The 13014-nt window shown below is 68.5% G+C and carries 14 protein-coding genes; 1 reads left to right on the top strand and 13 read right to left on the bottom strand.

Annotation, left to right across the window (positions count from 1 at the left end):
* Window positions 1–146: 146 nt before the first annotated feature.
* From trmD to WG924_RS08320, 9 genes are all read right to left on the bottom strand, one after another.
* A complete protein-coding gene (trmD, locus tag WG924_RS08360) occupies window positions 147–896 on the bottom strand; it encodes a tRNA (guanosine(37)-N1)-methyltransferase TrmD (RefSeq protein ID WP_345932559.1) in 750 nt (249 codons plus the stop codon).
* Window positions 893–1414, bottom strand: a complete 522-nt coding sequence (rimM, locus tag WG924_RS08355; protein WP_345932558.1) for a ribosome maturation factor RimM — start codon at window positions 1412–1414, stop codon at window positions 893–895. The genes trmD and rimM overlap by 4 nt, the downstream gene beginning before the upstream one ends.
* Window positions 1415–1513: 99 nt before the next feature.
* Window positions 1514–1894, bottom strand: a complete 381-nt coding sequence (rpsP, locus tag WG924_RS08350; RefSeq protein WP_345932557.1) for a 30S ribosomal protein S16 — start codon at window positions 1892–1894, stop codon at window positions 1514–1516.
* Window positions 1895–1989: 95 nt separating this feature from the next.
* Complete coding sequence (ffh, locus tag WG924_RS08345; RefSeq protein ID WP_345932556.1) at window positions 1990–3345, bottom strand: signal recognition particle protein; 1356 nt, start codon at window positions 3343–3345, stop codon at window positions 1990–1992.
* Window positions 3346–3698: 353 nt separating this feature from the next.
* The gene (locus WG924_RS08340) at window positions 3699–4646 is read right to left on the bottom strand and encodes an IclR family transcriptional regulator (RefSeq protein ID WP_345932555.1); all 948 of its coding nucleotides are present in this window, start codon (window positions 4644–4646) and stop codon (window positions 3699–3701) included.
* Window positions 4647–4791: 145 nt separating this feature from the next.
* The gene (locus WG924_RS08335) at window positions 4792–5406 is read right to left on the bottom strand and encodes a hypothetical protein (protein WP_345932554.1); all 615 of its coding nucleotides are present in this window, start codon (window positions 5404–5406) and stop codon (window positions 4792–4794) included.
* A 73-nt stretch (window positions 5407–5479) separates the two neighbouring features.
* Window positions 5480–6571, bottom strand: coding sequence for an Hsp33 family molecular chaperone HslO (hslO, locus tag WG924_RS08330; RefSeq protein ID WP_345932553.1), 1092 nt, complete (start codon window positions 6569–6571; stop codon window positions 5480–5482).
* On the bottom strand, window positions 6564–7547 hold the full coding sequence (gene argF / locus WG924_RS08325) for an ornithine carbamoyltransferase (protein ID WP_345932552.1): 984 nt from the start codon (window positions 7545–7547) through the stop codon (window positions 6564–6566). The genes hslO and argF overlap by 8 nt, the downstream gene beginning before the upstream one ends.
* Window positions 7544–8743 (bottom strand): aspartate aminotransferase family protein, encoded by a 1200-nt coding sequence (locus WG924_RS08320; protein WP_345932551.1) that lies wholly within the window; start codon window positions 8741–8743, stop codon window positions 7544–7546. Before WG924_RS08320 ends, argF begins: the two co-directional genes overlap by 4 nt.
* Before the next feature lie 446 nt (window positions 8744–9189).
* On the opposite strand from WG924_RS08320, the gene WG924_RS08315 reads away from it, so the two are divergent.
* Window positions 9190–10083 (top strand): response regulator, encoded by an 894-nt coding sequence (locus WG924_RS08315; protein WP_345932550.1) that lies wholly within the window; start codon window positions 9190–9192, stop codon window positions 10081–10083.
* A gap of 31 nt (window positions 10084–10114) precedes the next feature.
* Here the strand turns inward: WG924_RS08315 and WG924_RS08310 are convergent, their stop codons facing one another.
* The 4 genes from WG924_RS08310 to WG924_RS08295 all read right to left on the bottom strand — a co-directional run bounded on the left by WG924_RS08310 (window position 10115) and on the right by WG924_RS08295 (window position 13004).
* The gene (locus WG924_RS08310; RefSeq protein WP_345932549.1) at window positions 10115–10588 is read right to left on the bottom strand and encodes a hypothetical protein; all 474 of its coding nucleotides are present in this window, start codon (window positions 10586–10588) and stop codon (window positions 10115–10117) included.
* Entirely contained in the window at window positions 10588–11415 is an 828-nt protein-coding gene (locus WG924_RS08305) for a HesA/MoeB/ThiF family protein (protein WP_345932548.1), read from the bottom strand. Before WG924_RS08305 ends, WG924_RS08310 begins: the two co-directional genes overlap by 1 nt.
* 75 nt (window positions 11416–11490) lie before the next feature.
* Window positions 11491–12474 (bottom strand): cysteine synthase A, encoded by a 984-nt coding sequence (gene cysK / locus WG924_RS08300; RefSeq protein WP_345932547.1) that lies wholly within the window; start codon window positions 12472–12474, stop codon window positions 11491–11493.
* A gap of 74 nt (window positions 12475–12548) precedes the next feature.
* Window positions 12549–13004 (bottom strand): RrF2 family transcriptional regulator, encoded by a 456-nt coding sequence (locus WG924_RS08295; protein ID WP_188580517.1) that lies wholly within the window; start codon window positions 13002–13004, stop codon window positions 12549–12551.
* Between the last annotated feature and the right edge of the window lie 10 nt (window positions 13005–13014).

Genomic DNA, 13014 nt, shown 5'->3' with positions numbered 1-13014 from the left:
GGCCGCCTGCCTCCGGCATTGTTATGGGCACCAGGGCAACCCGCCCTGATGCCAGTTTTCAGTGATCGTCCAGGTCTTCATGGTTCTGTTCCGTCCGGAACCCGGTGGCGCCGGTTGAATGACCGGTGCATCCAGGCCGCACGGCGTCAGGTCTCGCCGCCGTCCCTGCGGCGGCGCGCCTCACGCCGCGCCCACAGATCGGGCCGTCGTTCCCGGGTCGTTGCCTCCGCCCGTTCCTGTCGCCAGGACCGGATCCGCTCGTGGTGGCCCGAGGTCAGAACCTCCGGCACCGCGCGCCCCTCCCAGATGTCCGGGCGGGTATAGTGCGGATATTCCAGCAGATCGTCCTCGAAACTTTCCTCTGCCTGCGACGCATGCGCGCCCATGACACCCGGCAACAGGCGCACGCAGGCGTCGATCAGGACCAACGCCGCAAGCTCCCCACCGGAGAGGATGAAATCACCGAGGCTGACCTCCTCGAACGGCCGGGCATCCAGAAGGCGCTGATCGACGCCTTCGAACCGGCCGCACAGGACAACGACGCCAGGCCCGGCGGCCAGACGTCTGATCCGCGATTGGGTAAGCGGTTGGCCGCGCGGAGTCAAGTAAATCAAGGCCTGACCGGGACATTTTTCGATCGCGGCATCGATCGCGGGCGCCAGCACATCGGCCCGCATCACCATGCCGGGACCGCCGCCCGACGGCGTATCGTCGACCGCGCGATGCCGGCCCAGACCGTACGCGCGCAGCGCCGTCACGTCCAGCCGCCACAGATCCCGCTCCAGCGCGCGTCCGGCAAGCGACGTGCCGAGCGGCCCCGGAAACATCTCCGGATACAGCGTCAGCACGGTCGCGGTCCAGGGCGCGCCGGTATCGCTCAGCGCGGTTCCGGTCATTCCAGACCCTCGGGCGGATCGATCATCATCCGCTTCAGATCCAGATCGATCACGGGCACATAGTCGCGGGTGAAGGGCAGCATCAGCGGTTCCGCGCCGCCGGGGCGGGCAATCTCCAGCACGTCGCCCGCGCCGAAATCATGCACCGCCCGCACCTGGCCGACCGCGACGCCACCGGTATCGGTGACGTCCAGGCCGATCAGGTCGGCGTGATACCACGCCTCCTCGTCATCCTCGATCGGCGGCAGCGCCGCGCGGGGGACGTGGAGTTGCAGCCCGGTCAGGGCGGCCGCCGCATCGCGGTCGTCGACGCCGTCCACCTTCACCACCAGCCCCACCTTGTGGGGGCTGATGATGCGGATGCGGAACTGGCGCCGGCCGGTCCGGTCATAGAGCGGCCCGTATTCCGCCACCGCCTCAGGATCCTCGGTGAACGGTCTGAGCCGCAGTTGCCCGCGCACCCCTTGCGGGGCGGCGAATTCCGCGACGCAGATCAGCTCGGCCGGATCGACCGGCACGCTATCACCGGAGGCAGAACCTGCGGCGGGTTGAGCCGTGCGCGATGGTGGGCCGCTGCGGGGAGGGCGAGACATCGGAAACCCTGCCGGTCAGACGGATCAGGCCTCGGCGCCGGCCGATTCGGCGGCAGCGGCCTCGGCGGCGGCACGGGCGGCGGCGGCTTCCTTCAGGCGCTCCTGAGCTTTCGCCTTGGGCGCGCCCTTCTTAGGATTGTTGCGCTCGGTCTTGGTCACGATGCCGGCGGCGGCCAGGAAGCGGGCGACGCGATCGGTCGGCTGGGCGCCGCAGGCAACCCAGTACTGGGCGCGCTCGACATTCAGCACCACGCGCGACGGATCTTCCTTCGCGGCCAGCGGGTTGTAGATGCCGATCTTCTCGATATAGGCGCCGTCGCGGGCGTTGCGCGAATTGGCGACCACGATGCGATAGACCGGGCTCTTCTTGGCGCCGAGGCGGGTCAGGCGGATCTTCACGGACATGGGGTTCTGGTCCTGGCTTGCTTGGGTGTTTCGGAAATCGGGGTCAGGGTCGGTATCGCCGGCGGGCGATGCGGCGCGCGGGGCGCCGCCGCACATCACATCCGCGGCAGAAGGTTGCTCAGGCCGCCGCGCATCATGCCCTTCTTGCCGAGCTTGCCGACCTGTTTCATCATCTTGCTCATGTCCTGGTGCTGCTTCAGCAGGCGGTTCACGTCCTGCACGCTGGTCCCCGAGCCGGCGGCGATGCGCTTCTTGCGCGATGCCTTGATGATCTCAGGGGTCCGGCGTTCGGTGGGCGTCATCGACATGATGATCGCCTCCTGCCGCACCAGAAGCTTTTCGTCCAGCTTGGCGTCGTTCAACTGCGCCTTCATCTTGCCGATGCCGGGCAGCATGCCGAGCATGCCCTTCATGCCGCCCATCTTGCGTAGCTGGCGCAACTGTTTGGCCATATCGTCGAGGTCGAAGCCGGTGCCCTTCTGGATCTTGGCGGCCAGCTTCTCGGCCTCGTCGCGGTCGATGGTCTCGGCCGCTTTTTCGACCAGCGACACCACGTCACCCATGCCCAGGATGCGCGAGGCGATCCGTTCGGGGTGGAAGGTCTCAAGCTGATCGAGTTTCTCGCCTTCGCCCAGCAGCTTGATCGGCCGGCCGGTGACCGAGCGCATGGCAAGTGCGGCACCGCCGCGGGCATCGCCGTCGACCCGGGTCAGGGCGATGCCGGTCAGCCCGACGCGGTCCTGGAAGGTGCGGGCGATGGTCACCGCGTCCTGGCCGGTCATGGCGTCGGCGACCAGAATGGTTTCGTGCGGGCGGGTCGCGGCCTTGACGGCGGCGACCTCGTCCATCAGCACGTCGTCGATATGCAGGCGGCCGGCGGTGTCGAGGATGACGACGTCATAGCCTTCGCGCGCCGCAACCTTCATTGCCCGCTGGGCGATCGCCACCGGCTTCTCGCCGAACACGATCGGCAGGCAGCCGACCTCCGCCTGCTTCGACAGCACGTCGAGCTGCTGCTGCGCCGCCGGGCGATAGACGTCGAGCGAGGCCAGCAGCACGCGCTTCTTGTCGCGCAGGCGCAGCCGGCGGGCGAGCTTGGCCGAGGTGGTGGTCTTGCCCGAGCCCTGAAGCCCGACCATCATGATCGCGACCGGCGGAGCGGCGTTCAGGTCGATCTCGACCGCGTCGCCGCCCAGCATCTCGGTCAGATGGTCGTGGACGATCTTGATGACCATCTGCGCGGGGTTGATGCCACGCAGAACTTCCTGGCCGACCGCACGCTCGCGGACACCATTGATGAAATCTTTGACGACGGGAAGGGCGACGTCCGCTTCCAGCAGCGCGATGCGCACTTCACGCAAGGCGGCGGTCACATCGGCTTCGGTCAGCGCACCACGGCGCTTCAGGCGATCGAAGACCTCGCCAAGCCGGCCGGACAGATTCTCGAACATCTCTTTGTCTCACCGTCTCGCTCGGAGCCGGGGCCACGGGGATCGTGACCCTGTCGATGCTCCCATCGGCGGCCGGTGTCAGCCGTGAAGGATCGCTCCCTCAAGGCGCCACCGCCCGACCGGGCGTAGCGCCGGCCGATCGCCATGCCGGGGCACCAGGGCTCCCGCTCGACAATCATCCGGCGTGACGATCCGCGCAAGGCCATATGGCCGGGCCCGAACGGCCGACGCCATCCGGTTTCACGCGAAGACAGGCTTGTGACTCACTGGCCGCCATCTGTCAAGCCCCGGCAGCACTGGCGCCGACAGGTTCCCGTGAGGCCGGTAGCCGGAGGGGGCAGGCAGCGGGCGGCTCAGGTGGCGCGGGCGGCGCGGCGTTTGCGCTGGGGGGTTGCCAGGGGTTGCAGGGCCTGTTCGATCCGCCGGGCCTCGGCCGCCATCTGGGCGACGATCTGCACGCGGCGGGCGGCGTCCATGCGCTGGCTGATCGCACCCACCGTGATCGCCGCCACCGGCAGGCCCGACCGGTCGCGCACCGCCACCGCCACCGCGCACATTCCCGGCACCACCATGCCGTCGCTGATCGCGTGGCCGTCGCGGCGGGTGGCGCTGACCATCCGGGCCACATCCTCAGGCCGGCAGCCGAAGCGGGCATAGCGCTCGCTGTTGGCTGACAGCACCTGTTCCACCTCGTCGTCGCCCAGCGCCGCCAGCAGCGCGAGCGAGCCCGACGACACCCCCAGCGGCCGGCGGCCGCCGATATCCAGGCTGAGCGTGCGGATCGGGAAGTGGCCCTCCACCCGGTCGACGCACAGCGCATCCATGCCGCTGCGCACGAACAGATAGACCGTGTCGCCGGTCTGTTCGGCCAGCCGTTGCAGCGAGGCCCGGGCAATGTCGCGGATGCTGAAACGGTTGGATGCCGACGAGCCCAGCAGGAACAGTTCCAGCCCCAGATGATAGCGGTGGGTATCGGCCGATTTGTCGACCAGCCCCTGTTCCTTCAGCGCGGCCAGCAGCCGGTGGGCGGTGGCCTTGTGCAGCCCGGTCGAGATCGCGATTTCCGACAGCCGCGCACCTTCGCCGACATGGCCGGCCAGCACCCGCAAAATGGCGGCGGCGCGGGCCACGCTCTGGACATTGCCGGCATCGGCGGTGCGGCGCGTGGCGGGCGGCGGGGTGTCCGCGGCCGCCCCGCCCTCATGTGCGGCGCGCCCGGCCGCGGCCATCGGCGCCGCCACGGCTGTGCCATTGTCGCGCCTGACGCGCGTTCCCTCATCGATACCCGTCATCCGGCTCATGCCCCGGTCCTCCACACCCTCGGCCGCCGGTGACGACCGGTCAGCCGACGGTGGAATGAACCTATGGGATATGATCGCCGGTGTCAAACCACCAGAGGTTTTGTGTTCGGCAACGATAAAGTCATGACGTCCTGCAGCCATACCGTCAGAGGACATAGTCCTTCAGGGTCGTGCGCAGGTTTTCATCCAACCTCTGGTCGAGAGCCGTCATCAGGTCGCGAGTCATACGGTTGAAGGCGAGTTCCCGCGCCAGCGGCGATCCGGCGGCATCGATCGACCGGGCCAACCGCGCCTCGACCTCGACATAGGCCAGGCGCTCGCCGGTCTCCGACAGGATCTCCAGTGCCACGATCAGCGTGCAGTTGTATTTGTCGGTCGGCTCGTCGGTGAAGGTGCCGCGGATGCCGCCGGTCTGCGGCAACGGTTCCTCGACCACGCTGGCGTTCCGGATCACGAAACGCGCGGTGCCCGACACGCCGGCGGCCTCCAACCGGTCGCGGGCCCAGTCGCCGGCCGCGCGCGCGGGTGAGGTCGGGAACAGATGCTCGACATTGGGGGCCGCGCGCGGTGGCTGGTAATTGTCCAGCAACTGGACGCGGGCGACATTCATCCGGAATTTCGGCTTGTCGTCGAAGCGGATCGGCTTCGGCCCCTCGGGCAGCGGCTCGGACGCACAGGCCGTCACCAGCCCGCCGGCGGCAATGGCGGCGGTCAGGCCCAGCAGGCGGCGGCGCGACAGGGGGGACACGGGGCTTGTCATCGGCATGTCCATCATTGGGCGGGCCATCATTGGGCGGGCCGGCGGCGTCGCCGGGCCGGGTGCTCAGCGCGGGTCAGGGGTGGTCGTGATCATGCTCGCCGGCGCGCAGCCGCGCGATATCGCCCTCGTCATAGACGTAAGACGTCCCGCAGAACTCGCAGACCACGTCGACCTTGCCCTCCACCGTCAGATCGGCCAGATCATCGGCGGGCAGGCTGCGGATCAGCCCTTCCACGCGGCCGGTTGAACAGCGGCAGGCGAAGGCCAGCGCCAGTGGATCATAGACCACCACGCCGTCCTCGTGGAATAAGCGCAGCAGCACCTGATCCAGAGGCAGCGCCGGATCGGTCAGTTCGGCGTCGCGGATGCTGGAGGCCAGCAGCACCGCGCGCCGCCAGCCATCTTCCTCATCCTCGACGCCGGCGGCACCGATGCCGCCCTCGCCGGGCATGCGTTGCAACAGCAGTCCGCCGGCGCGCCAGCCGGTGGTGGTGCCATCGGCGGGCGGGGCGACCGCGAAGCGCACCGCGCTCTCGATCTGCTCCGACAGCCGGAAATAGCCATGGACCGCATCGGCCAGCCGCTCGCCATCCAGTTCGACGATGCCCTGATAGCGTTCCATGCCCTGGCCGGGGTCCAGCGTCAGGGCCAGATAGGCGCGGCCGAACAGCCGGGGCATCGACGGTGCGCCGCTGTGGCGCACCCCCGCCACCGGTTGATCCAGTGCCGCCACCGCATCGACATCGAACTGGGCATAGCCGCGCAAGGCGCCCGACGCGGTCGCATCGGCCACCATCAGCGCCACCGGCCCGTCGCCGCGCACCTGCACCGTGAACACGCCCTCGGTCTTCAGCGAATGGGCGACCATGGCGGCCAGCGTCACCAGTTCGGCCAGCACCATCGATACCGCCGCCGGATAGGCATGGCGGGTGACGATCTCGTCCAGCGCCGGCCCGATCCGCGCCAGACGGCCCCGGGCCTCTGCCCACGGCAGCCGGAAGGGCTGCGACATGTCGACATCCAGCCGGAAGGGCTGCGACATGTCGACATCCGGCCGGAACGCAGACGAGCGGTCGACCGAAGTCGACCGCTCGCCGGTCTCGCCGTCCTCGCCGCCCGCGGCCGGCCCCGCATCGGGGCCGGGGCGGGTTCGGGGATCAGTCATTGACAGGCTCCATGACGTCCAGGCACCAGGCCAGCACCGCCTTCTGGGCGTGCAGGCGGTTTCCGGCCTCTTCGAACACGACCGATGCCGGGCCGTCCATCACCGCATCGGTGACTTCCTCGCCGCGATGGGCCGGCAGGCAATGCATGAACACAGCACCCGGCGCGGCCATCGCCATCACCGCATCATTCACCTGATAGGCGGGGAAATCCCGCTGGCGGGCCTCGGCATCCTTGCTGTCCATCGACACCCAGGTGTCGGTGACCACGCAATCGGCGCCGGTCACCGCATCGGCGATGTCGGTGCCGACCCGGATACGGGCGCCGCGGGCGCGGGCCGCTTCCGCGATCGACGGCGCCGGCTGATAGGCGGCGGGGCAGGCCACGGTCAGTTCGAAGCCGAAATGCACCGCCGCCTGCATGAAGGTGGTGCACATGTTGTTGCCGTCACCCACCCAGGCGATCCGGCGCCCGGCCAGTCCGCCGGCGCCCCAGCGTTCCTCCAGGGTCATCAGGTCGGCCATCAGCTGGCAGGGATGCGAATGGCGGGTCAGGCCGTTGATCACCGGCACGGTGGCATGGGCCGCCAGATCTTCCAGCGTCTCATGCGCATGGCAGCGGATCATGATCGCGTCGACATATTGCGACAGCACGCGGGCGGTGTCGGCAATGGTCTCGCCGCGGCCAAGCTGGCTGTCCTGCGGGCTGATGATCAGGGCCGAGCCGCCCAGCTCGTTCATCCCCACCTCGAACGACACCCGGGTGCGGGTCGAGGGCTTTTCGAAGATCATCGCCAGGGTCCGCCCGGCCAGCAGCGGCGGGCGTATGCCCGCCCTGCGCCGCGCCTTCAGCGCATGGGCGAAATCCAGCATCGCGCGCAGATCGCTGGTCGCCATGGCGTCCAGGTCCAGGAAATGGCGCGGTGGCGCCCCGGCCGGCCGCAGCCGGATCAGGGTGGTCGTTTCAGCGGCCGTCATCCCGCGGCCTCCTCTGTTCCGATCTCGGCGGCAACCTGGTCACAGGCGCGCCGGATGGCGTCCAGCGCCTCGTCGATCTCGGCATCACCGATGATCAGCGGCGGCAGCAGACGCACGACATTGTCGCCGGCGGGCACGGTCAGCAGCCCGTTGGCACGGAAGGCATCGACCATGCGGCCATTGGCGGCGGCGCATTTCAGGCCCAGCATCAGCCCGGCGCCGCGCACCTCGGTCAGCACGCCCGGATAGTTGGGCACCAGTTGCGACAGCTCCCCCCACAGTCGGTCGGAGGCGCGCCGCACCTGATCGAGGAAGCCGTCTTCCAGCATCACGTCCAGCACGGCGTTGCACACCGCCATCGCCAGCGGTCCGCCGCCGAAGGTGGAGCCATGGCTGCCGGGGCCCATGACATTGGCGACTTTTTCGGTCGCAAGGCACGCACCCATCGGGAAGCCCGAGCCGATGCCCTTGGCCACCGCCATGATATCGGGGGCGATGCCGGCCCATTCATGGGCGAACAGCTTTCCCGTCCGGCCGAAGCCGCACTGGACCTCGTCGAGGAACAGCAGCAGGCCATGGTCGTCGGCAAGCTTGCGCAGGCCGCGCAGATAGTCGAGCGCCGCCGGCCGGATGCCGCCCTCGCCCTGAACCGGCTCGATCAGGATCGCCGCGGTCTCGGCCGTGACCGCGGCCGCGGCCGCGTCCAGATCGCCGAAGGGCACATGGTCGAAGCCGTCGAACACCGGATCATAGCCGTCGAGATATTTCGGGTTGCCCGCCGCCGCCAGCGTCGCCAGCGTGCGGCCGTGGAAGGCGCCCTGAACGGTGATGATCCGGTAACGGCCAGGCTGGTTGGACAGGTCGAAATAGCGCCGCACCATCTTGATGCCGCATTCGATCGCCTCGGCGCCGGAATTGGAAAAGAACACGGTATCGGCGAAGGTGGCGGCGACCAGCCTTTCGGCGGCCTGCTGCTGGCCGGGGCTCTGATACAGGTTCGACACGTGCCACAGCTTCGCCGCCTGGCCGGTCAGCGCCGACACCAGATGCGGATGCGAATGCCCGAGAGCATTCACGGCGATGCCGCTGGCGAAATCGAGGAATCGTCGCCCGTCCGCCGTGTAGAGATATGCGCCCTCGCCCTTGTCGAACGTCAGATCTGTCCGCGCATAGGTCGGCATCACGGCCGGGATCATCGTCCCTCGCTCCTCGTGTGGGGATCCGTCTGGATATCCGCACACGGACTGTGGCGGACACGACGGAAAGGGGCGAGTATCCGGTGTGGAACCGGTGCTGTCAATCGCGCAGCACAGGGCTGAAGCGGCGGATTTCCTTGGTGCGCGAACATCGCACGGTGTACGCTCACATCATATATGAAGGTCCGCCACGGATGTGTGTGGATGGTGCCTCCCTCAAGAATACACTTGATGGTTGCAGCACCCTGTCACACAGGCAAGGCCGCCGCCGAACGGTCCCCGATCCGGATGGCACCGGTCCGGATTGCCCCCATCCGGAGGGCCCCGATCCGGGCGGTCCTGAACCGGACGGCGTACCGGCGCCTGATCCGAACGGCCCTCGATCCCGGCCGGCGTTCTGTCTCCTTGTCACGGGAAGCAGGCGGCGGCGACAGTACAGGCAGATCATGACCGTCACCAGCCGCGGCCTCATCGTCCTCGCCGAGGACCAGGACAGTCTGCGAAAGCTCTATCGCGATGTGCTGGAGGCGCACGGATTCTCGGTGTTCACCGCCAATAACGGCGAACAGGCCATACAGCTGTGCATATCGAACACGCCCAAGCTGCTCATACTCGACATCATGATGCCGGGCATGGACGGTATCGAGGCCTGTGGCCGGATCCGCAAAATTCTGGGCAGCACGGTGCCGATCATTTTCCTGTCCTCGCTCGACACGCGCGAAACTGTGCGTGCCTGCCTGGAAGCCGGCGGTGACGACTATATCATCAAGTCGGAAAGCCTCGCCAAACTGATCGAGCGGGTGGAATTCTGGACCCGGCCCAAAACCCCCCATGCCCGCGAACGCCGGCGTGAGGTGCTGACCTCCGCCCGTGATGCCCTGGCCCGCCCGCAGGCGGAGATGGCCAGCCGGCAGTTGAAGCTGGCCGAGGGGCCGCCGACCATCCAGAACGATGACGTCCTGCTGCGGGTCAGCCGGGTGGTGGCCCTGGCGCGTGCGCTGGCCAATCCCGATTTCGGCAATGTCCATGCCGAACAGGTGTTCATGCTGGGCTATCTTACCGGCTCGGTCGAATACTGGGCACAGCGCACGCCCGAGGTGAAGCGCCGCTTCGACGAATATCTGCGCGCGGCTCTGCGCGACACCGGCATCGTCGACAAGGCTCAGGGCGACCGGCTGATCGCGGCGCTGATCGATTTCGTCAACGAGCAGACCTTCAAGTCCGGCCGGGCCGCCGGCCGCCGGGAGGCGAACGAGGCCGAGAACGGCGCCGGCCCGTTCGAGCCCATGGCGCTGCGCGATTTCGAGGAAAGCCGCCGCGTGCAGGACGGGCGCCGCTGACGGCCCTTGCATAACCGGTGCGCCGGCCGGATCAGATGACCACCAGCCGACCGCCGGGGCCAAGGATGCGATAGAGGGTGACCAGACCGCCCTCTTCGAACCCGATATCGGTGCGCAGCGCCGTGCGGTCCAGGCCGATGGCGCGCAGGCCCATCTCGCAGATCATGAACCGGCCGCCCAGTTCCGACACCGCCTCGATCAGATCCTCGATGCCGGCGGCGCCGCGGCTGGTGAGGCCGGCGTCATACCCGGCCGCATCGGTGGCGATGCCGGCCGCCAGCAGGTCGGCGCCCAGCGGCGCATCGGTCCAGCCGGGGCGGCCGTCGGTGCCGGCTGAGCGCAGGCTGAGCAGGGCGGCATTGGTGAAGAACAGCACCACCGGCGTCGACAGGGCCAGCGCCGCGGCAGCCATCGCCAAGCCGTAATGCACCCGGTCGACGGCACCCGATTGCAGGATCAGTCCGGTGACCGGTCCGCCGGCTGGCGTCACCTCTCCATCCGGCATCAGCCCGCCTCCTGGCCGATCCGGGTGATGCGCGGATGGCTGCCGCAGAGCGGGCAGTCGGGATCGGCGGGCAGGCGCACGCTGCGGAAGCGGTTCGACAGCGCATCGATGATCAGCATCCGCCCGGCCAGCCCCTCGCCGATGCCGGTCAGTTCCTTCACCACCTCCAGCGCCTGAAGCGAGCCCACCATGCCGGCGAGCGCGCCGATGATGCCGCCGCTGGAACAACTGGGGATCAGCCCCGGCGGCGGCGGCGCCGGATAGAGGCAGCGATAGCAGGGCAGGCGGGGGCCGCCGGTCGGGCCCAAGCGATGGCGATGCGAGGCGAAGGTATAGACCTGGCCGTCGAAGCGCAGGATCGCCGCCGACACCAGCGTCCGGCCCAGCAGATGACAGGCGTCGTTCACCAGAAACCGGGTGTCGAAATTGTCCGAACCGTCCGCCACCAGATCATAGCTGCCGATCAGGGCTTCGGCATTGGCGGCGCTGATCGGCATGTCATGGGTCTCCACCCGGGTGAGCGGGTTGAGCGCGCGGATGGCGCGGGCGGCGCTGTCGACCTTCGGCGCGCCGATATCATCGGTGCGGTGGATGATCTGGCGCTGAAGATTGCTGAGGTCGACCCGGTCGCCATCGACGATGCCGATGGTGCCGACCCCGGCCGCCGCCAGATACAGGCCCAGCGGCGCGCCAAGCCCGCCGGCGCCGATCAGCAGCACGCGGGCGCGTTTCAGCGCCAGTTGGGCCGCTTCCGAGAATTCCGGCAGGACCAACTGGCGGCTGTAACGCTCGATTTCCGCGTCGGTAAGCTCGTCGTCATCGCTCATGGCGGTGATATCGGCCTTGGTGGAGGTGTCGCGGGCGGCGGGATGGCCCGCCGCCCGCCCGCCGGGTCCGTCGGATCAGTCCAGACCGTTGAACAGGTCGGTCGAAAGATAGCGTTCGGCGAAGGACGGCACGATCGCGACGATGATCTTGCCGGCCATGTCGGGCCGCTGGGCGATCTCCACCGCGGCCGCGACCGCGGCCCCCGACGAGATGCCCGACGGGATGCCTTCGCTGCGCGCCAACAGGCGGGCATAGTCGAAGGCGGTTTCGTTGGCGATGGTCAGTACCTCGTCGATCACCGACCGGTCCAGGATCTCGGGCACGAAGCCGGCGCCGATGCCCTGGATCTTGTGCGGGCCGGGCAGGCCGCCCGAGAGCACGGCGCTGTCTTCCGGTTCGACCGCGACCATGCGGATCGCCGGGTTCTTCTGCTTCAGCACCTGGCCGATGCCGGTGATGGTGCCGCCGGTGCCGACGCCGGCCACCACCACATCGACCTTGCCCGCGGTATCCGCCCAGATCTCTTCGGCCGTGGTCACCCGGTGCACGGCCGGGTTGGCCTTGTTGCGGAACTGCTGCAGCATGACCGCGTTCGGATTGCTGTCGACAATCTCCTGCGCGCGGGCGATGGCGCCCTTCATGCCGGCCTTGGCCGGGGTCAGGTCCAGCTCGGCGCCCAGCAGCTTCAGCATCTTACGCCGTTCAACCGACATGCTCTCGGGCATGGCCAGGATCAGGCGATAGCCCTTGGCGGCGCAGACGAAGGCCAGCGCGATGCCGGTATTGCCCGATGTCGGCTCGACCAGCACGGTATCGGGGCCGATGGCGCCTTCCGCCTCGGCGGCGGCGATCATCGCGCCGGCGATGCGGTCCTTCACCGAGGCCAGGGGGTTGAAGAATTCCAGCTTGGCCAGAACCTCGCCCTTCACCTGCTTCTCGGCGCCGAGGCGCGACAGGCGCACCAGCGGCGTGTCGCCGATGGTGTCGATGATATTGTCATAGATCCGGCCGCGGCCCTGGGTGGGCGTGGGGTGCCAGGTGGCGGGTGTATCGGTCATGATCGGCTCTCCTGTCAGGGGGGCGCGGTCTCAAGGCCCGGGCGCGGCATGGCGCGCGGGTGCGGCGCGCCAGCTCAGATCGAGAAATCCATCCGGGTCATCGCTTCGCTGCGGATGCCCTGTTCCACGGCGCGCTGACACAGATCGGCGACGGTGATGCCGTCCAGCCGCGCCATCAATTCGTCCTGGACCTCCTGCCAGACCGGCCGGACCACCATGTGGCCAAGATCGGAACCGGCGGGATCGGCCATCGGGTCGTCGGCCTTCTCCATGGCGCGCACCACGCGGGCGATGTCGCCGATGGTGATCTTGCGCCGCTCCCGCGCCAGGCGGTACCCGCCGCGCGGCCCGCGCACGCCTTCCAGGATCTCGGCGTGAACCAACTGCTGCATCACCTGTTCCAGATAACGCTGTGGGATGCCCTGGCGGCGGGTGATCTCTTTGCTCTGCACGGGTTCGGCGCCGCCGTTATGGGCGATGTCGACCACGGCTTCCAACGCGAACAGCAGTTTTTTCGACAGCCTGAGCATGGGCTTGTTG

This window comes from Tistrella arctica (genome assembly GCF_039630945.1).
Taxonomy (GTDB): Bacteria; Pseudomonadota; Alphaproteobacteria; order Tistrellales; family Tistrellaceae; genus Tistrella; species Tistrella bauzanensis.
The sequence above is the reverse complement of the archived record's forward strand: the minus strand, read 5'-3'. Positions and strand labels throughout refer to the sequence as shown.